At 71.1% G+C, this 18,354-nt stretch carries 18 protein-coding genes; 9 read left to right on the top strand and 9 right to left on the bottom strand.

Annotated features, from left to right (window positions below; genetic code table 11):
• The first annotated feature begins 130 nt into the window (after positions 1-130).
• Both OHO83_RS34380 and OHO83_RS34375 read left to right on the top strand, forming a co-directional pair.
• Positions 131-1,381: an exo-beta-N-acetylmuramidase NamZ family protein gene (locus OHO83_RS34380; RefSeq protein WP_330280227.1), complete on the top strand. Its 1,251-nt coding sequence runs from the start codon at positions 131-133 to the stop codon at positions 1,379-1,381.
• Between the two features lie 84 nt (positions 1,382-1,465).
• A complete protein-coding gene (locus OHO83_RS34375) occupies positions 1,466-2,791 on the top strand; it encodes an MFS transporter (RefSeq protein ID WP_330280226.1) in 1,326 nt (441 codons plus the stop codon).
• 50 nt (positions 2,792-2,841) lie between these two features.
• On the opposite strand, the gene OHO83_RS34370 is transcribed toward OHO83_RS34375, so the two are convergent.
• A complete protein-coding gene (locus tag OHO83_RS34370) occupies positions 2,842-5,697 on the bottom strand; it encodes a penicillin acylase family protein (protein ID WP_266668785.1) in 2,856 nt (951 codons plus the stop codon).
• 257 nt (positions 5,698-5,954) lie between these two features.
• Between OHO83_RS34370 and OHO83_RS34365 the strand changes: the two genes are divergently transcribed.
• Positions 5,955-6,557 (top strand): hypothetical protein, encoded by a 603-nt coding sequence (locus OHO83_RS34365; RefSeq protein WP_266668787.1) that lies wholly within the window; start codon positions 5,955-5,957, stop codon positions 6,555-6,557.
• Positions 6,558-6,634: 77 nt separating this feature from the next.
• On the opposite strand, the gene OHO83_RS34360 is transcribed toward OHO83_RS34365, so the two are convergent.
• The 3 genes from OHO83_RS34360 to OHO83_RS34350 form a co-directional block, all read right to left on the bottom strand.
• Positions 6,635-7,147: a hypothetical protein gene (locus tag OHO83_RS34360; RefSeq protein ID WP_330280225.1), complete on the bottom strand. Its 513-nt coding sequence runs from the start codon at positions 7,145-7,147 to the stop codon at positions 6,635-6,637.
• 105 nt (positions 7,148-7,252) lie between these two features.
• Positions 7,253-8,104 carry an ABC transporter permease gene (locus OHO83_RS34355; RefSeq protein ID WP_266668791.1) on the bottom strand — a complete coding sequence of 284 codons (852 nt, stop codon included), beginning with the start codon at positions 8,102-8,104 and terminating at the stop codon, positions 7,253-7,255.
• On the bottom strand, positions 8,101-9,039 hold the full coding sequence (locus OHO83_RS34350; protein WP_266668793.1) for an ABC transporter ATP-binding protein: 939 nt from the start codon (positions 9,037-9,039) through the stop codon (positions 8,101-8,103). Before OHO83_RS34350 ends, OHO83_RS34355 begins: the two co-directional genes overlap by 4 nt.
• Positions 9,040-9,172: 133 nt before the next feature.
• Here OHO83_RS34350 and OHO83_RS34345 point away from each other — a divergent pair, with 133 nt between their 5' ends.
• Positions 9,173-10,399 carry a sensor histidine kinase gene (locus OHO83_RS34345; protein WP_330280224.1) on the top strand — a complete coding sequence of 409 codons (1,227 nt, stop codon included), beginning with the start codon at positions 9,173-9,175 and terminating at the stop codon, positions 10,397-10,399.
• The gene (locus OHO83_RS34340) at positions 10,396-11,058 is read left to right on the top strand and encodes a response regulator transcription factor (RefSeq protein WP_329435884.1); all 663 of its coding nucleotides are present in this window, start codon (positions 10,396-10,398) and stop codon (positions 11,056-11,058) included. Before OHO83_RS34345 ends, OHO83_RS34340 begins: the two co-directional genes overlap by 4 nt.
• An 11-nt stretch (positions 11,059-11,069) precedes the next feature.
• On the opposite strand, the gene soxR is transcribed toward OHO83_RS34340, so the two are convergent.
• Positions 11,070-11,537 carry a redox-sensitive transcriptional activator SoxR gene (soxR, locus tag OHO83_RS34335; protein ID WP_266668799.1) on the bottom strand — a complete coding sequence of 156 codons (468 nt, stop codon included), beginning with the start codon at positions 11,535-11,537 and terminating at the stop codon, positions 11,070-11,072.
• 125 nt (positions 11,538-11,662) lie between these two features.
• Between soxR and OHO83_RS34330 the strand changes: the two genes are divergently transcribed.
• Positions 11,663-12,124, top strand: a complete 462-nt coding sequence (locus OHO83_RS34330) for a MaoC family dehydratase (protein WP_330280223.1) — start codon at positions 11,663-11,665, stop codon at positions 12,122-12,124.
• A gap of 12 nt (positions 12,125-12,136) precedes the next feature.
• Here OHO83_RS34330 and OHO83_RS34325 read toward each other — a convergent pair whose 3' ends face one another.
• The 3 genes from OHO83_RS34325 to OHO83_RS34315 form a co-directional block, all read right to left on the bottom strand.
• Positions 12,137-12,775 carry a TetR/AcrR family transcriptional regulator gene (locus OHO83_RS34325; RefSeq protein ID WP_266668800.1) on the bottom strand — a complete coding sequence of 213 codons (639 nt, stop codon included), beginning with the start codon at positions 12,773-12,775 and terminating at the stop codon, positions 12,137-12,139.
• A gap of 74 nt (positions 12,776-12,849) precedes the next feature.
• Entirely contained in the window at positions 12,850-13,140 is a 291-nt protein-coding gene (locus tag OHO83_RS34320; RefSeq protein WP_266668801.1) for a YiaA/YiaB family inner membrane protein, read from the bottom strand.
• A gap of 101 nt (positions 13,141-13,241) precedes the next feature.
• Positions 13,242-14,393: an acyl-CoA dehydrogenase family protein gene (locus OHO83_RS34315; RefSeq protein ID WP_266668802.1), complete on the bottom strand. Its 1,152-nt coding sequence runs from the start codon at positions 14,391-14,393 to the stop codon at positions 13,242-13,244.
• Positions 14,394-14,472: 79 nt separating this feature from the next.
• Between OHO83_RS34315 and OHO83_RS34310 the strand changes: the two genes are divergently transcribed.
• The 3 genes from OHO83_RS34310 to OHO83_RS34300 are packed head-to-tail and all read left to right on the top strand — an operon-like array spanning position 14,473 to position 17,035.
• Complete coding sequence (locus OHO83_RS34310) at positions 14,473-15,120, top strand: TetR/AcrR family transcriptional regulator (RefSeq protein ID WP_266668804.1); 648 nt, start codon at positions 14,473-14,475, stop codon at positions 15,118-15,120.
• Between the two features lie 43 nt (positions 15,121-15,163).
• On the top strand, positions 15,164-15,874 hold the full coding sequence (locus OHO83_RS34305; protein WP_330280222.1) for an ArsR/SmtB family transcription factor: 711 nt from the start codon (positions 15,164-15,166) through the stop codon (positions 15,872-15,874).
• 51 nt (positions 15,875-15,925) lie between these two features.
• Positions 15,926-17,035, top strand: a complete 1,110-nt coding sequence (locus OHO83_RS34300; RefSeq protein WP_405601882.1) for an urea transporter — start codon at positions 15,926-15,928, stop codon at positions 17,033-17,035.
• On the opposite strand, the gene OHO83_RS34295 is transcribed toward OHO83_RS34300, so the two are convergent.
• Complete coding sequence (locus tag OHO83_RS34295) at positions 17,001-18,329, bottom strand: MFS transporter (protein WP_330280221.1); 1,329 nt, start codon at positions 18,327-18,329, stop codon at positions 17,001-17,003. The two genes, OHO83_RS34300 and OHO83_RS34295, sit on opposite strands and share 35 nt — an antisense overlap.
• Positions 18,330-18,354 lie beyond the last annotated feature (25 nt).

Below are 18,354 nucleotides of genomic sequence, written 5' to 3'. Positions count from 1 at the left end.
TTTCGGTCACAGACTAAGCAGTCGGTCAGCTCAACGGAAGAGGTGCCGGCGGTCGGCTTCGTTCCGCGGGGGCGCGGCGCACGCTAGCGTGCGTGCACATGCCACCTTCCGCGATCACGGAGGTCACCACATGAACGTGTCCAGACGGAGCCTGCTCGCCGCCACCACCGCCTCGGCGGTGGCCGCCACGGCGGGCGCGGCGTCCCCCGCGCTCGCCGCGGAGAAGGACGCCGGCCGGCTCCGCACCGGTTTCGAGCGGCTCGCGGCCGACGGATACCGGATCCTCGCCGGGCAGAAGGTCGGATTCGTGACGAACCCGACCGGCGTCACGCGCGACGTCAAGCACATCGTCGACGTGATGCACGCCGACGAACGTGTGCAGCTGACCGCGGTGTTCGGGCCCGAGCACGGCTTCCGCGGCACGGCGCAGGCGGGCGGCTCGGAAGGGCGCTACGACGACCCGGCGACCGGACTGCCCGTCTACGACACCTACTTGAAGAGCGGGCAGGCGCTGGCGGACGTCTTCACCGCGTCCGGCGTCGACACGGTCGTCTTCGACATCCAGGACGCGGGCGCCCGCTTCTACACGTACATCTGGACGCTGTACGACTGCATGGAGGCCGCGCAGCTCGCGGGCAAGAAGTTCGTGGTGCTCGACCGCCCCAACCCGGTGACCGGCCGGAACGCCTACGGGCCCGTCCTGCACAAGGAGTTCGCGACGTTCGTCGGCCGGCGCGAGATCTCCCAGGCCCACGGGATGACGGTCACGGAGCTGGCGCGTCTGTTCAACGGCGAGTACCTGGCGAAGCCCGTCGAGCTGGAGACGGTCCGGATGACGGGCTGGAAGCGGCGCGACTTCTACGACGCGTCGGGGCTGCCGTGGGTGCCGCCGAGCCCGAACATGCCGACCCCCGACACCGCGCTCGTCTACTCGGGCACCTGCCTGTTCGAGGGCACGAACCTCTCCGAGGGCCGCGGCACGACCCGCCCCTTCGAACTGCTCGGCGCCGAGGGCGTCGACGGGCGCTGGGCGGCCTCCGCCAATGAACTCCACCTGCCCGGCGTGGACTTCCGCGAGGCGTACTTCGCGCCGACCTTCTCCAAGTTCCAGGGCAAGACGATCGGCGGCGTGCAGATCCACGTCAGGGACCGGGCCGCGTACGACCCGGTACGCACCGGCATCGCGCTCCTGGTGACGGCGAAGAAGTCCTGGAGCGGCTTCGCCTGGCGCTCGGACAACTGGATCGACAAGCTCACCGGGTCCACCCAGGTGCGGACGATGATCGACGCCGGGGCGTCCACGGACGAGGTGGTCGCGGCCTGGCAGGGCGAACTCGCGGCGTTCCGGGCGGTGCGCAGCCGGTACCTGGCGTACAAGTAGGGCCCGGCACGTAGCGTCTCGCGATACGGGACGACCCGTTTCGCGTATTGACTGCCATGTACACGCACAACCACAGTGCAGTACGTGCTCAAAGACGACTCCACCAGGCAGAACACGGTCACCGGCGCGGATTCTGACGGGGACAGCCCCGAGAGCCTGCGCCGCGTGGCCGTCGCCAGTTTCATCGGGACCGCGATCGAGTTCTACGACTTCTACGTCTACGGAACGGCCGCCGCCCTCGTCCTCAACGAGGCGTTCTTCCCGAACCTCTCCTCCCTCAACGCGACCCTCGCGTCCCTCTCGACCTACGCGGTGGCCTTCGCGGCCCGCCCCATCGGCTCGCTCCTGTTCGGCCACTTCGGCGACCGCGTCGGCCGCAAGTCCGTCCTCGTCGCCTCGCTGCTCCTGATGGGCCTGTCGACGGCGTGCGTCGGCCTGCTGCCCGGGTACGGCACCTTGGGCGTGTGGGCGCCGCTGCTGCTCGTACTGCTGCGCTTCCTCCAGGGCGTGGGCCTCGGCGGCGAGTGGGGCGGGGCGGCGCTGCTCGCCGTGGAACACGCGCCGCGCGGCAAGCGCGGTCTCTTCGCGGCGTTCCCTCAACTCGGCCCGTCCGTGGGCTTCTTCGCGGCGACCGGCATCTTCTGGATCCTGTCGACGACGCTGGACGACGAGGCGTTCCACTCGTGGGGCTGGCGCGTGCCGTTCCTGCTCTCCTTCCTGCTGGTCGCCGTCGGCCTCTTCGTACGGCTGAAGATCAGTGAGACGCCGGTGTTCGCCAAGGTGATGAAGGAGCAGGAGGCGAGCAGGGCACCCGCGCTGGAGGTCTTCAAGCGGCACCCCCGCGAGATCCTGCTCGGCGCGGGCGGCATGGTCGTCGCGTACGGGCTCTTCTACACCGCGACCACGTACTGCCTCGCCTACGGCACGACGACCCTCGGCGTCCCGCGCAACACGATGCTGGCGGTCTCGCTCGTCGCCTGCCTCTTCCTCGCGGCGGGCACCTGGCTGGCCGCGACCCGCTCCGACGCGGGCGGGCGCCGCAGACTGGTGCTCGCCGGCGCCGGGCTCGCGGTGGTCTGGGGCCTGGTCCTCTTCCCGCTCATGGACACCGAGCAGCCCGTGCTGATCGCGCTCGCCCTGGGCGGCGCGCTGTTCTGCATGGGGGTCGTGTACGGGCCGATGGGCGCGTACCTGCCGGAGCTGTTCGGGGTGCGCGTGCGCTACTCCGGGGCGTCCTTCGCGTACAACCTGGGCGGGGTGCTCGGCGGCGCGGTGTCGCCGCTCGTGGCGACGCGGCTCCAGGGCGAGTTCGGCTCGTCCTCCGTGGGCTGGTACGTCAGCGCGATGGCCGTCGTCTCGCTGCTCTGCGTCCTCGCCCTGCCGGAGACGCGGGAGCGCGAACTGGGCTGACCCCCATGGGGCACGCGTGTGCGTGTGCGTGCCCCATGGGAGCGGCCGGACTACGGCCGGTGCGAGGGGAATTCGACGACCTGCTGGTACGTCGGACGGTTCTGCCACTGGATCCCGCGGTGCGTGATGCCGCCGAGCGCCCGGTGGATGATCGTGTCCGAGCACCACTGGTCGCCGGCCTTGCACGCGTCGTCGCCGGGGTAGACCTCGGCGGCGGGCCTGGCGACCGCCTGCACGAGTGTGGCGAGCAGCGCGTCACGACAGGCGTCGAGCTTGCCGCCGCCGCAGTAGGCGGCGCCGAGCTTGCCCTTCACCGGCTGCCCGAGGACCGTGCGCAGGTCCTTGTCCACATAGCCCCACCAGCCGTACTGGAACGCCGATCCCGCGTGCGCGCCGGTCGGACCGTGGCCGGCGGACGGCGACTCGTCGATGGTCAGTTCGCCGGTGAGCGCCCCGTACAAGTCGCTGCCGAGGCCCGGCTCGAACTCGGCCTTCACCAGGAGCGGCCACCAGGCGTCCATGATGCGTACGGCGTCCGGGTGCGCGTAGGTGTGCGAGCCGGCCGACGTCTGGTTGCGCTGGGCTCCTTGTTTGCGCCAGGCCTCCAGCTGCTGCACGGCCTTGTTCAGGGCGGGGTCGTCGACGGGCCTGCTGCGGATGACCTTGAGGATCTCGGGCAGCACCTGCTCGCCCCGCAGGTCCGTGAGGGCGGCCTCCTCCATGGCCTGGGTGAGCGAGGCCCTGGTGACGCCTCCCTCGGCGACGAGCCGCTTCACGCGCCCGTCGAGCAGATCGGCGCGGTGCACGGCCCCGAGGCTGAAGTTGGCGGCGCCGAACCCCTTGGCCTGCTTGTTGTTCCAGGAGACGTAGTAGTCCTGGTCGACGGAGTTCGGGTGCTGGGACGGCGGCGCGTACGCGGCCGTGTTGTCCGTCGGGTCGAAGTCCCGCCACTCGTAGGCCTTTTCGGCCTTCACCGGGAAGGAGTCGTCGACACCGGTCGCGCGCACCGGGTTGGCGCCGCTGTTGTAGTAGGCGATGTCGCGCGAGTCGGCGTAGAACCAGTTGAAGGCGTAGCTGATGTGCTGCGCGGCCTTCTCGAAGGTCGCCGCGTCCTTCACGTACGACGGGTCGTTCAGCATCTGGAAGCCGATGATGGAGTCGGCCTCGTGCCGGTACGTCGAGCGCAGTGAGGTGTACGCGACGGGCTTGCCGCCGACCGTCGCACGGTGCGTGACGATGCCGTACTTCGTGCGGAAGACCTGCATCCGGTACGAGCCGGCCGCTGTGGAGTCGGCGAGGGTCGGCTTCCAGGCGTTCTTCTTCTCCAGCTTCTCCATGGGGGTGCAGGTGCCGCGGTACAGGTAGTCCGTGGACTGCCGGGTGGGCGTCGCGCCGTCCGGCTCGCACAGTTCCACGGCGTACGTGTCCGTGATGTCCTGGCCCGCCGAGGTCGCCGACCAGGCGTAGTCCTGGCCGCGCCCGAGCTGGATGTACATGCCGACGCCCGCGAACGAGACGCCGCGCGCGCTGATGCCCGGACCCTGGAGCTCCTGCATCATCAGGAGCTGCGGGGCGAAGTACCCGGTCTGCGGGCCGAACACGGCGACCGGGTGGCCGGACGCGGTGTGCTTGCCGGAGACGAGGAGGGCGTTGGACATGCCCTTCTTGGAGTCGGAGTTCCGGAACGTGTCCGCGGGCAGCACCCCCTTGTCGTACATGCCCTGGAGCGGCTTGAGCTTCGCCGGTGCCTTGACGGGGGTCTTGCGCCCCGCCTCGGCCGGCTCGGCCGAGCCCTCACGGTCGTGGACGAGGGGTTCGCTCTCGACGGTGCCCTTGTCGGGCAGCGCCTCGCCACGCGGGTTCCGGGGCTTGGCACCGTAGGGGAAGCTCGTGCCGTCGTGGATGGTCGTCACGGCCTCGGGGTCGTCGCGTCCGCGGAAGGACTCCCAGACCTCGGTGCCCCGCTCGACGCCGTACTTCTGCTGCGCCGACAGGAGCGAGAGGGCCTGGCCGACCTCTCCCCCGCCGCCGCCTCCGAAGAGGCCGCCGACGACCGAGGCGAGCGCGATCATGTCGGTCACCTTGAACGGCTGGATCTCGCCCGCGTTCGTGATCGCGTCGATCTTGCCGGTCAGGACGTACTCGCCGGGGAAGTAGCGGCCGTTCTTCGACTTCTCGCGGTAGGCGTTGAGCCCGTCGATGTAGGCCTGCGCGTCGTCCATGGCCTGCTTGCCCCGGGCGCCCTGGGTGGTCCTGATGTACTCGACCTGCTTCTCCAGGTCCTGCTCGGTGTACGGGGCCTGCGGCCAGAACTCCTGCTCGAGTCCCTGGTTGGCGAGGGCGCCGCCCGCGAACGACGTGAGCTCGCCGCGGCCGATGTGCCGGAACAGGTCGATCAGCCACAGCCGGTCCTGACCTGCGGCGTAGCCGGCGCCGAACTCTGTCCCGTAACGCGTGGAACCTTTGACGTGGGGTACACCGTTCTTCTTGTCACGGGTGATCGTCACATCGTCGCGGGGGCGCGTGACGGAACCGACCTGACCATCGGGGACCCCGAAGGAGGAGTCGTTGAAGAACTGGGTGAGGGTGTCGTCCGTCAGGGACGGGTACCCGGCGGCGAGCGCGTCGTAGGGGCCGAGTTGATCGTCGGCGTGGGCCGGCTGGGTGCCCAGGAGACGGTGGCCGAGGATCTCGGCCAGCGTGGCGCTGCCGTTCGCGCCGGGCGGCAGGATGTCCGCGCACCGGCCCGCGCAGTAGTCGGGCGCCGGTGCCGGCTCCGCGGCGGAGGCCTCACCGGCCGGGGACAGCAGCCCCGCCGTGAGGACGAACACCGCGGTGGCGGCCGTGCGCCTGAGAGTCCTACGGAGGCTTCTGTGCTGGGTGGTTCGCGTGATGCGCCGTCGCATGCCTGATCCTCCCGACGATGGTGCGCCGGAGGTTACCGGCGGTAGGCAGCCAACTGGAGATGAACATGCGTCACCTTTTCGGAATCGCCACACGCGACCCCCTGGGACGAACGGACCCCAGGAGGTGCCGCTGATGGAGTCCATCGGAAATCGGATGGAGTGGCATGGATCCGAATCGAGTGTCGATACGTCTATTCGGCGACGTCCGTTCGACGACGACGCCGAAGTACATGTACGTGTGACGGAGGTGCAGGGCGATGGCCGGATTCCGGAGTCTGGCGAGACAGGCGCGCGACCCGCGCAATGATCTGGCGCTGCGGCGGTACTCGCTGCGCAAGTGCCTGGAGCGGTTTGCCCCTTACGGGCACCGGGCGACCTGGGACCACCTGTGCTCGCGGGCCGGGTTCGATCCCGAGGACCGGTCCCCCGAGCCGGCGCGGCTGACGGCCGCGCTCGACGAACTGGAGGAGGCGCGGGCGGTCTGGCTCGCGTACGAGACGCAGTTCGCGGAGCGCCGCCGCAAGGAGAAGCACGACGGGCTGCGCAGACCGGGCACGGTCGACGACTGGCACCGGCTGACCTGGGGCGGCTTCGGAGTCGCCTGGTGCGACGACCCGATGGTGCATCCCTCCGAGCCTCTCGCGGAGGTTCTGAACCGGCTGATCGCGGCCCTGGAGCGCGAGCCCGGCGCGGCCTGTCCCGTCTGTACCGGCACGGCGCTGCGCTGGGAGCACGACCTGGCGCACGAACCGTCGTCGGGACCGGTCTGCACCCACTGCGGCATCGTGGTGCCGCGTCCCGTCCTCACCCCCGCGTCCCTGGCCGGAGCCTGGCGGGCGCGGATCCTTGTCCCGGCGTGAAGCGCATCGGCACGAGCACGACTGTGTGAGTACGGGGGTGCCGCCCATGAGCAGCACCCCCGGTCCACTCACCTGCCTCAGCCGCTCGGTGTGATCACGTCCGTCTGGACGGCCAGCTTGAACTCGGCGAGGAGCAGCGGCGTACGGATCAGCGCGTCACCCGCTCCGCGTACCGAGATCTTCAGGCCGACCGGAGTTCCCGGGTGCACGAACATCTGCCAGGTGTACGACCGGTACTGACCGCCGCCGGTCGGCGCGGAGTCCGTCGTGGCGGTCGAGTCGTAGCCGGTCGAACCGGCGAGCGGGTCACGCACGAAGCGCGCCCTGAACTCGCGCGGTCCGGAATCCGGCTCCCAGAAGACCAGCGCGGACAGGGTGCCCCACCCGTCGTGACTCGGCCGGATGAGACCCGAGTGGGTGTCCGGGTACGTGGAGCCCTTCGGCGAGTCGTGCATCTTCCAGGGGTCGTACGACTCCTCGCCCGCCGCGTAGGGGAAGCGGACGAGGTGGTAGCCGTCGCGGTCATAGGTGATCTTCTGCGGGCCCGAGCGTGCGGCCTCGTACTTCAGCGAGCAGATGGCGAGTCCCATACGCGTCCCCCCGTGATCCGTCCTGCCGTCCTGCCCTCATTCATCCCCAACTCCCTTGCGGGTGAAGACTTCCGGACGTCCGGATCCGGTTGCGGACGGATACGGTCACACGTCCCGGCGCCGTACGACGACCAGCGCCAGGGCGAGCGCCACCAGCGGCCAGAGCACGTACACGGTCCAGCTCCCGGCGACCGTGGCCCCGTTGTACGCCTCGGCCGGCGTTCCGTAGATCTGGGCCAGACGCTGCCACGCGTTGCGCACCATCGCGTTGGCGAAGGCGGCGGACAGCGGCTTGCGGGACGAGAAGAAGACCGGCAGCAGGAGCAGGACGAAGGAGCCCGCGACGACGGTGGTGGCGCTGTGCCGGATCAGGACGCCCAGGCCGAGGCCGACGAGCGCGCACACCGGGCCGAGCAGGGCGGAGGCCGCGAACGCCCGCAGTGCGTCGGGGTCGCTGATCGGGATCGCGGCGTCCCGCCCTTCGAGGATGGCCTGGGAGACGAGGAACGAGCAGAGGGCGACGAGCGCACCGACCACGGCCCACAGGACGGCCTGCACGACGGCCTTGGCGAGGACCACGGCGCCGCGCGCGGGGACGGCCACCGTAGTGGTGCGGATGAGGCCGCTGCCGTACTCGCTGACCGTGGCGATCGCGCCGACGGCCACGGCGGCGAGCATCAGCGTCAGATACGCCTCCGCCGGAAAGGCGTCGCCCAGCGAGAACGGGTGGTCCCGTCGGGTGAGGGCGTCGTAGGACGGGAAGTTGTTGTAGTCGGCGAGGGCGCGGGCCGCGGCGACGCCGGTCACGACCAGCGTGACCAGGACGATCACCCAGGGGGTGGAGCGCAGCGACCGTACCTTGATCCACTCGGCGGCGACGAGGTCGGGGAAGCGGGCAGGCGGTTCACCCACGGCGGTGGACGTGGTGGCAGTGGCATGGGGAGTCGTGCTCGTCATCGGGGCTGACCCGCCTTTCCCGCGTCTCCCGACAGGTACTCGACGCTGCCGGCGGTGAGTTCCATGAACGCCTCCTCCAGCGAGGCCGTGCGGTTGGTCAGCTCGTGCAGCATGACCCGGTGCTCGAAGGCGAGCGCTCCGATGCGCTCGGCGGGCAGCCCGGTCACGGCGATCCTGGCCGCGTCCGGCGGACCGTGCGGCTCGACGGACGCCCCGGCCGCCGTGAGGACGGCCGTCAGCTCGCCGGCCTGCGGCGTCGCGACCAGCACGCTGAAGCGGGTGCTGCGGGCCGCGAACTCCCGTACGGACTCGGCGGCGATGAGACGGCCCTGTCCGATCACCACGAGCTGGTCCGCGGTGCTTTCCATCTCCGTCATCAGATGGCTGGAGAGGAAGACGGTGCGTCCCTCGGCGGCCAGGCGGCGGAAGAGCCCACGCACCCAGAGCACGCCCTCCGGGTCCATGCCGTTGATCGGCTCGTCGAACATCAGGACAGGAGGGTCGCCGAGCAGGGCCGCCGCGATGCCGAGCCGCTGCTTCATGCCGAGCGAGAACCCGCCGATGCGGCGCCCGGCCGCCTCGGTCAGGCCCACCTCGGCGAGCACCTCCGCCACGCGGCTCGCCGGGATGCGGTTCCCGCGAGCCAGGGCGCCGAGATGCGCGGTGGCGCTGCGCCCGCCGTGCACCTGCTGGGCGTCGAGCAGCGCGCCGACGTGGCGCAGGCCGCGCGGGTGGGTGCGGAAGGGGACGCCGCCGATGGTGGAGGTGCCGGCGGTGGGAGTGTCCAGGCCGAGGAGCATCCGCATGGTGGTCGTCTTGCCCGCGCCGTTCGGGCCGAGGAACCCGGTGACCTGCCCCGGCCGCACGGTGAAGGAGAGATGGTCGACGGCGGTCTTGTCGCCGTACCGCTTGGTGAGTTCGCTGACTTCGATCACGAGGGCAACGGTGCCGGTGCGAGGACGGGGCGCGCATCGGCCCGTCGGTGGCCCTCGCAGGAGGCGGAGTGCGCCCGTGGGATGCATCCCGTGGGCTCATGCCGGGGGCGGGCGGCGCGCCTACGATCCCTGTGTGGACGCCACCTCGACACCCTCGCCGCCCCGGCGCACGTTCGGGCGCTCCCGCTCCGTCCTGACCTGGATCGGCGCGGCCCTGTATCCGTTCATCGCGCTGCTCCCCGCGGTCAGCGCCGACCGGCGGGCGCCCGGCATCCTCCCGGCCTGCGGCTCGGCGCTCGCGACGGTCCTGCTCGTCGGCATGATCCGGCGCAGGCCCATGGCGGCCCTGGTCATGATGCTGCTCGTCACCGCCCTCCTGCCGCCGATGGCCAAGTACCACGGCCCTGTGTGGTTCGTGCCGTTCGTCGCGGTCGACATCACGCTCGGGTACGTCGTCGCGACCCGTACCCTGCGGGCGTCGGTGATCGCCGTCTGCCTCACGTTCCTCACGCAGTGTCTGACGATCCTCGGCTTCACGAGCGGGCCCGACAATCTCGTCGTGATCGGGACGATCGCCCTCCTCGCACTGGTCACCGCCTGCGTCGTGGGCCTCCTCGGCCGCGAGCGCCGGCAGCACGCGACGGAGCTGCGGTCGCACGAGGTGGCCGAGGCGATCACGGCCGAACGGCTGCGGATCGCCCGCGAGTTGCACGACCAGGTCGCGCACAGCATCGGCATCATCGCCATCCAGGCCGGCGTCGGCAGCCGGGTCATCGAGACGCAGCCGCTGGAGGCGCGGGCCGCCCTGAGCGCCATCGAGGCCACCAGCAGGGAGACCCTGTCGGGGCTGCGGCGCACGCTCGTCGCGCTGCGCAGGTCGGGCCCTTCGACTGAGCCCGGCACGGCGCCGCACGGGCCCGCGCCGGGCCTCGGCGACCTGGAGCGCCTGGCCGCCACGACCACGGACGCGGGCGTCGAGGTCGACCTGCGCTGGAGCGGGCAGCGGCGTCAACTGCCGCCCGACATCGGCCTGTCGGCGTACCGGATCACCCAGGAGGCGCTGACGAATGTGGTGCGGCACTCGGGCGCCGGGCGGTGCCGGGTGATGGTTGAGTTCGGGGAGGATGAGCTGTCCGTGGAAATCGTCGACGAGGGGCGCGGGATGCGGGGCGCGGGGGCGGGCACGGGGTTCGGGATCACCGGGATGCGGGAGCGGGTGGCGCTGCTGCACGGGGAGTTCAGCGCGGGGCCGCGGCCCGAGGGGGGCTTCCGGGTGGCGGCACGGCTGCCGCTGCCGGAGCCGACGGCCACGGCCACGGCCACGGACGACGCCGCCCCAGCCGGGGCGGACGCCCGATGACCGTGCGCGTGGTGCTCGCCGACGACCAGCCGCTCGTACGCTCCGGGCTGCGCGTCCTCATCGCCGACACCCCCGATCTGGAGGTCGTCGGGGAGGCCGCGAACGGCGAGGAGGCCGTCCGGCTGGCGAGGGAGGTCAGGCCCGATGTGATCGTGATGGACATCCGGATGCCGGGCATGAACGGGATCGAGGCCACGAGCCTGGTCACCTCGGGCCCGGGGGCGGCCCGTGTGCTGATCCTGACGACCTTCGACGAGGACGACCACGTCTACGGCGCGCTGCGCGCCGGCGCGAGCGGCTTCGCGGTCAAGGACATGGCGCTCGACGACATCCTCGCCGCGATCCGGGTCGTCGCCGCCGGGGACGCGCTGATCGCGCCGGGCATCACGCGGCGCCTCATCGCGGACTTCGTCGGCCGCCCCGAGCCGTCGCCCGCCCGCGCGCCGCGCCCGGTCGAGGGCATCACCGAGCGGGAGCGCGAGGTGCTGACGCTGGTGGGGCTCGGCCGGTCGAACAGCGAGATCGCCGACGAGCTGTACATCACCGTGGCCACGACCAAGTCGCACGTGGCGCGCCTGTTCACCAAACTGGGCGCCCGGGACCGGGTCCAACTCGTCATCATCGCCTACGAGTCGGGGCTGGTCTCCGCGCCCCGCTGAGCGGCGGCGCCTCAGGCGCCCTCCCGGTTCTCCTTCATCAGGCGGGATCCGGTGAGGCGCTCGCCGAACACGTCGCCCGGGTTCGACAGGACACAGTTCTCCAGGGACAGACAGCCGCACCCGATGCAGTCGGTCAGGTGGTCGCGCAGCCGCCCCAGCTGGTGGATGCGCTGGTCCAGTTCGGAACGCCAGGCCTCGGAGAGGTGTGCCCAGTCCTCGCGGGTCGGTGTGCGCTCCTCGGGCAGTTCGGACAGCGCGTCCCTGATCGTGGCGAGCGGGATGCCGACGCGCTGCGCGGCGCGGATGAACGCGACCCTGCGCAGGGTGTCGCGCTGGTAGCGGCGCTGGTTGCCCGTCGTGCGACGGCTGCTGATCAGACCCTTGGCCTCGTAGAAGTGCAGGGCCGAGACGGCGGCTCCGCTGCGCGCCGACAGCTGACCGACGGTGAGTTCGTGGATCTTCACTGGAATCTGGGGCACCGTGCCGAGCCTACTGCGCCGACCCTGCCGTCGTTGACAGAGGTCGCCCGCCCTAGCATGCTGAGCAAGCGCTTAGACATCCGCCTTAGACATCCACACATGGTGCATACATGGGAGGCCAGGACATGGCAGAGCCGAGGGTTTTCGCGACGGTCGACGAGCTGCGCGCGGCGGTGGGCGAGCAGCTGGGGTTCAGCGACTGGGTCGAGATCGAGCAGAAGCGGATCGACCAGTTCGCGGACGCCACGGGTGACCACCAGTGGATCCATGTCGACCCCGAGCGCGCCAAGGACGGGCCGTTCGGCACGACGATCGCTCACGGCTATCTGACCCTGTCGCTGCTCCCCCTCTTCGGACCGCAGCTGATCAAGGTCGACGGCATGAAGATGGGCGTGAACTACGGGACGAACAAGGTCCGCTTCCCCGCCCCGGTGCCGGTCGGCTCCCGGCTGCGCGCCACCGCGAAGATCACCGGCGTCGACGACGTGCCCGGCGGCGTCCAGGTCTCGGTCGCCTTCACCGTGGAGCGCGACGGAGGCGACAAGCCGGTGTGCGTCGCCGAGTCGGTGTCCCGCTACTACCTCTGAGCCCCGCCGGGGTCAGGAAACCCGGGCCCCCACCATCCTCAGGACGAGGTCGGCGTACAGCGCGCCGACCTCGTCGGGTGTCCGGCGGCCCTCCGTGTTGAACCAGCGCGCCACGTCGATGCAGAGCGACAGCACGGCCAGGGTCGTGCCCGGGACGTCGGGGACGTCGAACTCCCCCGCCTTCACACCGTCGTTGATGATCTCGCGCACGGTGGCGTCGCTCTCGCGGCGCAGGGCCACGATCTCCGGCCGGTGCTCCTCGCCGAGCGAGTCCAGCTCGTACTGCACGACGCGGGCCGTCAGGTGGCGGGCCGCGTGCCAGCGGACGAAGGACCGTACGGCCTCGGAGAGCCGCTCGGAGGCCGTGCCCTCCTCGGCGGCCGCGTCCTTGAGGATCTCCAGGGCCTTCTCGTGGCCGATGCGGCTGATGCGGAGGAGCAGGTCCTCCTTGGTCCGGTAGTGGATGTAGAGCGCGGCCGGGCTCATGCCGGCCCGGCTCGCGATGTCCCGGGTGGTGGTCGCGTGATAGCCGCGCTCCGCGAACGCCTGGACAGCGGCGATCAGCAGCCTCCTGGCCGCGTCCGGGGTGACCTCGGCCCAGGACATGTCGTCCGTGGCAGCCTCGTTCTGGCCGTGCCGCTCCGCGCTCATCGCTCGCTCACATCCTCCCGTGGACAGGACGAACACCATACCCCTACAGGTGAGCGAGCGCTTAGTTCCGTACGTCAGGCGACGGGCTTGAAGGGATCGTGCTCGGCGAGGATCTTGTCGATGCGGGCCTGGTCGATACGGCTGACGACCTGATCGACCTCCTGACGGTCCCGGATGACCTTGGCGAGCGTGAACGCGGAGGTCGTCAGATAGAGGACGGCGATGGCGAGGAAGCCGCGGACCCAGCCGCTGGCGTCGATGCGGTAGACCCCGACGGCGGTCGCCACGAGCGCGAGCGCGAAGGAGGCGACGGCCTGTCCGTAGAAGGCGTTGGTGGTCCTGTGCTTGACCGGTGTGTCACTCATGGGCGACAGCATGGAGCGGATGAGGGCGCACCCCCATCCGCTCGCGTACTCAGAAACGTACTCAGAAGCCGGACCCGGAAGCCGGGCTCGACAGCCCGGTCTCAGAAGGCCGACACACCGGTGAGCGCGCGGCCGATGATGAGCTTCTGGATCTGACTGGTGCCCTCGTAGAGGGTCATGACGCGGGCGTCGCGCAGGAGTTTGCCGACGGGGTACTCATCGATGTAGCCGTAGCCGCCGAAGACCTGGAGGGCGTTGTTCGCGCAGCGCACCGCGGCCTCGGAGGCGAAGAGCTTCGCCTTGGAGGCGGCGGTCGCGAAGTCCTCGCCGCGGTCGATGAGGTCGGCGACGCGCCAGGTCAGCAGGCGCGCGGCGTCCACGTCGACGGAGATGTCACTGATCAGCTCCTGCACCAGCTGGTACGAGGCGATGGATTTGCCGAACTGCTCGCGCTCCGCCGCGTATCCCACGGCGGCGTCGAGCGCGGCCTGCGCGATGCCCACGCAGCCCGCGGCCACGGACATGCGCCCCTTGGCGAGCGCCGACATGGCGATGGAGAAGCCCTTGCCCTCGGGCCCGAGCATCGCGGAGGCGGGGACCCGGACATCCTCGAGGACCAGTTCGGCGGTGGCCTGGCCGCGCAGGCCGAGCTTGCCGTGGATGGTGCGGCGGGTGAGGCCGGGGGTGTCCGTGGGGACCAGGAAGGCGGTGACGCCCTTGTGTCCGGGCGCGTCGGTGGAGCGGGCGAAGAGAAGGACCACGTCGGCCCAGGTGCCGTTCGTGATGAACATCTTGGAGCCGTTGATCACGTAGTCGTCGCCGTCACGGACGGCCCGGGTGGTGAGGCTGCCCGCGTCCGAGCCGGTCCCGGGCTCGGTGAGCCCGAAGCAGCCGAGGGCCTCGCCGGCCGTGAGCCGCGGCAGCCACTCCCGCTTCTGCTCCTCGGTCCCGTACGACTGGACGGTCTTGGTGACCAGGCCGAGCGAGACGGAGACGATGCCGCGCACGGACGAGTCGCCGCGCCCCAGCTCCTCCGTGACCAGGCAGTACGCGAGATGGTCGCCGCCCGAGCCGCCGTACTCCTCGTCGATGGTCAGGCCCAGGAAGCCGACGTCGCCGAGCTTCTTGACGATGTGGCGGTCGACCTCCTCGGCGCGGTCCCAGCCGACGACGTTCGGGGTGATCTCGCGCGCCACGAAGTCCCTGGCGAGCTGCCTCACGGCCGCCTGCTCCTCGCTGAGCTCCAGATTCATGGACCACACCTCAGGCATAAGTGAATGAGCACTAAATTAGCACTGCTAGTTTTTGGCTGACAGCCCTACTATGTGCCGCATGGCCCGACCGCGCAAGCCCCTCCTGAGCAGAGACCGCATCGTCACGGCGGCGCTCTCGCTCGTCGACGCCGAGGGCCTCGCCGCCGTCTCGACCCGGCGGCTCGCCGCCGAGCTGGGGGTGAGCGGCCCCTCGCTCTACAACCACTTCCGCACCAAGGACCAGATCCTGGAGGCGGTCGCCGACTCGGTGAGCGCGCAGGTCGACCTGGCGATGTTCGACCCCGCGGACGGGCGCGACTGGCGCACCTCCCTGCACGACTGGGCGGTGTCCTACCGGGCGGCCCTCCTCGAGCACCCGAACATCGTTCCCGTGCTCGCCCAGGGGCCCGGCCGCAGGCCCGCGGGACTCCGGCTCGCCGACGCCGTGTTCGGCTCGATGGTGGACGCGGGCTGGCCCCCGGCGCAGGCCACATCGATCGGCGCGCTCATGCGGTACTTCGTGACGGGCTCCGCGCTCGGCTCGTTCGCCGGAGGCTTCGTCGACGACGAGACGGCGTACGACCCCGCCGACTACCCGCACCTCGGCCAGGCGCACCTGCTCGCCGACCGGCAGGAACTGATCGACGAGCGGGCCTTCGAGACGGGCCTGCGGGCGCTCCTCGACGGGCTCGCGCAGCAGTACGAGCAGGTCGCGGCGCTGCACTGACGTTTCGGCCGCCACCGAACGGTGCCGGGCGCATGCTTGACCCATGAAGTCCAGGGAACCCGGCGCACCGCGCCTCGCCGCGCTCGCCGCACTGATGGCCGACGAGACCCGCGCGGCCTGCCTGCTCGCCCTGCTCGACGGGCGGGCGTGGACCGCCGGTGAACTCGCGCGGCACTCGGGCGTGGCCGCCTCGACCGCGAGCGAGCATCTGGGCAAGCTCGTCGCGGGCGGCCTGCTCGCCGAGGAGCGGCAGGGCCGCCACCGCTATGTGCGGCTCGCGGACGCGCGGGTGGCGGGGCTCGTGGAGGAACTGGCGGCGTACGCGCCGCCGGACGGCGGGGAGCGGCCGGCGACGCTGCGGGCGGCGAGCGCGCGGGACGCGATGGCCCGCGGGCGCACCTGTTACGACCATCTCGCGGGGCGTCTCGGTATCGCGCTCACGGACGCGCTGGTCCGGCGCGGGGATCTGCAGACGGACGCGGGGTTCGCGCTGACCCCGCAAGGCGTGGACCTGTTCGCCGCGTTGGGGATCGGCCTTGAGCGGTCGGGGCGCAGGCCCATGGCGCGGGCGTGCCTGGACTGGACCGAGCGCCGGCCGCATCTCGCGGGGACGGCGGGCGCGGCGCTCTGCAGCCACGCGTTCGACGCGGGCTGGGTCGTGCGGATCGGGTCCGAGCGGGCCGTGAGGGTCACGCCGGACGGGGAGCGGGCGTTCGGCGACGCCTTGGGGATCGGGGCGGAGTCGCTGCGCTAGCGGGGAGCGCGCTTCCTGCCGTGATAGGCCCCTTCTTCCGGACTTCGGGGGATGTCTGTACAGTGCCTCCGTTCTGCTCGGCGAAACAGGGACGTAACACGGGAGCATGGGATGCGGCAGGCCAAGAACGGCCCAACTCCTGGCGAATCAGCCCTTGATCGGGGTGCGGGTTGTAGGCGATTCGGCGTTCAGGTCCTGCGGGGGCAGGCTCAGGTCACCTTTCTGTCCAGCGTCCCGGCCGGACTGCTCTTCGCCGTGGCGCTGTTCGCGGCGGGGTGGGAGTACGGGCTCTACGGGATCGCCGGAACGGCGCTCGGCACGGCCACCTCGCGGCTGCTGGGCGCGGACCGCGAGCGCGTCTCGACCGGGCTCGAAGGGTTCAACGCCTGTCTGACGGCGCTGTGTTTCGCGGTGTTCCTGGGCGCCGACCATCTGTCGACCGCGCTGCTCGCGGCGGCCGGCTGCGTCGTCGTCACCGTCGTCACCGCGGCCGTCGTCAATCTGCTCGGCGTGTGGAACCTGCCGTCGCTGACGCTCCCCTACTGCCTCCTCGCGAGCGCGATGACCATCGCGGCACCGGGGTTCGAGCGGATCTGGCACCACGGCGACGGCCTCGCCGCCCTCACGAGCGCGGCGACGGGGCCGACCTCGCTCGGCTTCTCCGACCTGTGGCACGGGTTCTTCACCGGCTTCGCCGAGATCTTCTTCATGCCGCAGTGGTACGTCGGCGCTCTGGTCCTCGCCGCGCTCCTCGTCGCGAGCCGCCGGGCCGCCGCCGTGGCGTGCGCGGGCAGCCTCGTCGGGATCCTCTCGGCGTGGGCGCTCGGCGCTCCCGCCGCGCGGATCGCGGACGGGACCATGGGCTACAACGCGATCCTCGTGGCGCTGGCCCTGTGCGGGGTGTTCCTGGAGGCGGGCCCGCGCACTCTCGGGTACGCCGTGGTGGGCGCGTTCACCGCGACCGCCGCGACGCCGGCCCTGGCCGCGGTGTTCGCGCCGTCCGGCGGGCACACGTTCACCTGGCCGTTCGTCCTGACGACGTTCGCCTTCCTGGCTGCGGCCCGGTCCTTCCCCGGGCTGCGGACATCGGCTCCGGCGCCCACGGCGCCGGAGCCGATGGCGGCACTCAGCGCGCAGCCGCCCGCCCCGCAAGCACCTTGATGGAGATCAGGGCGATCACGCCGAGCCCGATGATGTAGCCGGAGACGGCCATCGACGTACCGGTCGCCTCCAGGAGCAGCACCATCACGAACGGCGCGAGCCCGCCGCCGAACACCGCGGCGATCTGGTAGCCGAGCGAGGCGCCGGTGTAGCGCATCTCCGCGGTGAACAGCTCGGCGAACAGCGCGGCCTGAGGCCCGTACATGATGCTCAGGAAGCAGCTGGTGACGAACGTTCCCACGGCCAGCCAGAGCAGTGAGCCCGTGTCGATGAGCAGGAACATCGGCACGGCCCACACGACGAGGCCCGCCGCGCCGAGTGCGTAGATCCGCAGCCGTCCGATGCGGTCGGAGAGGGCCGCCGACGCGGGGATCAGGGCGAGCTGGGTGAGGCTGATGCAGAGCGAGACGGTGAGGACGGCCTCGCGCTTCATGCCGAGTTCACGGGTCGTGTAGTCGAGGACTCCCGTGATGATGATGTAGAACGTCGCGGTGTTCACGGCGAAGGAGCCGCCCGCGAGGAAGACCGTGCCGAGGTGTTCGCGCAGGATCCTGCGCAGCGGGGAGCGGGAGCGGTCCGCCTCCGCCTTCGCCAGTTCCGCCTCCGCCGCCTTGAACTCGGGGGTCTCCTCGACCTTCGCGTGGATGTACCAGGCCAGCGCCAGGACGAGCAGGCCCACCAGGAAGGGGAGTCGCCAGCCCCACGCGGTGAACGCGCTGTCGCTGGTGAAGGCGCCGGCGACGAGGAACACGGTGTTGGCGGTCACCACGCCGATGGGGACGCCGAGTTGGACGAGGCTGCCGTAGAGGCCGCGCTTGCCCTCGGGGGCGTACTCGGTGGCCATCAGCATCGCGCCGCCCCACTGGGCGCCGACGGCGAGGCCCTGCACGACCCGCAGGGCGACGAGGAGGATCGGCGCGGCCACGCCGATCGTGTCGTACGTGGGGAGCAGGCCGATGCCCGTGGTGGCGAGGCCCATCAGGGTCAGGGCGAGGACCAGCATGGGCTTGCGGCCGCGCTTGTCGCCGAGCTGGCCGGCGATGACCCCGCCGAGCGGGCGGGCCAGGAAGCCGACGGCGAAGGTCGCGAAGGCGGCGAGGACGCCCGCCGACGAGCTGCCGGAGGGGAAGTAGAGGTCTCCGAGCACGAGGGCGGCCGCGATGCCGAAGACGAAGTAGTCGTACCACTCGACGGCCGAGGCGAGCGCGGCGGCGGTGGCGACCTTTCGTCGGGCGCGGGTCTCGGCTTCGGGGGAAGCGGGCGCTGCGGGGCGAGCGGATGGTGCCGTGTCCATGCGTGCACACTCCGGTGACTGCGGG

It is taken from the genome of Streptomyces sp. NBC_00569 (genome assembly GCF_036345255.1).
Taxonomy (GTDB): domain Bacteria; phylum Actinomycetota; class Actinomycetes; order Streptomycetales; family Streptomycetaceae; genus Streptomyces.
Note: the sequence above shows the minus strand (reverse complement) of the source record. Positions and strands in the feature narration are given on the sequence as shown.

Coding starts and splice junctions, on each gene's coding strand:
- OHO83_RS34295 (WP_330280221.1), bottom strand. CDS start 18,329: ATGGACACGGCACCATCCGCTCGCCCCGCAGCGCCCGCTTCCCCCGAA.
- OHO83_RS34300 (WP_405601882.1), top strand. CDS start 15,926: ATGTCTGTACAGTGCCTCCGTTCTGCTCGGCGAAACAGGGACGTAACA.
- OHO83_RS34310 (WP_266668804.1), top strand. CDS start 14,473: ATGGCCCGACCGCGCAAGCCCCTCCTGAGCAGAGACCGCATCGTCACG.
- OHO83_RS34325 (WP_266668800.1), bottom strand. CDS start 12,775: ATGAGCGCGGAGCGGCACGGCCAGAACGAGGCTGCCACGGACGACATG.
- OHO83_RS34305 (WP_330280222.1), top strand. CDS start 15,164: ATGAAGTCCAGGGAACCCGGCGCACCGCGCCTCGCCGCGCTCGCCGCA.
- OHO83_RS34320 (WP_266668801.1), bottom strand. CDS start 13,140: ATGAGTGACACACCGGTCAAGCACAGGACCACCAACGCCTTCTACGGA.
- OHO83_RS34370 (WP_266668785.1), bottom strand. CDS start 5,697: ATGCGACGGCGCATCACGCGAACCACCCAGCACAGAAGCCTCCGTAGG.
- OHO83_RS34355 (WP_266668791.1), bottom strand. CDS start 8,104: ATGACGAGCACGACTCCCCATGCCACTGCCACCACGTCCACCGCCGTG.
- OHO83_RS34365 (WP_266668787.1), top strand. CDS start 5,955: ATGGCCGGATTCCGGAGTCTGGCGAGACAGGCGCGCGACCCGCGCAAT.
- OHO83_RS34315 (WP_266668802.1), bottom strand. CDS start 14,393: ATGAATCTGGAGCTCAGCGAGGAGCAGGCGGCCGTGAGGCAGCTCGCC.
- OHO83_RS34330 (WP_330280223.1), top strand. CDS start 11,663: ATGGCAGAGCCGAGGGTTTTCGCGACGGTCGACGAGCTGCGCGCGGCG.
- OHO83_RS34340 (WP_329435884.1), top strand. CDS start 10,396: ATGACCGTGCGCGTGGTGCTCGCCGACGACCAGCCGCTCGTACGCTCC.
- OHO83_RS34380 (WP_330280227.1), top strand. CDS start 131: ATGAACGTGTCCAGACGGAGCCTGCTCGCCGCCACCACCGCCTCGGCG.
- OHO83_RS34360 (WP_330280225.1), bottom strand. CDS start 7,147: ATGGGACTCGCCATCTGCTCGCTGAAGTACGAGGCCGCACGCTCGGGC.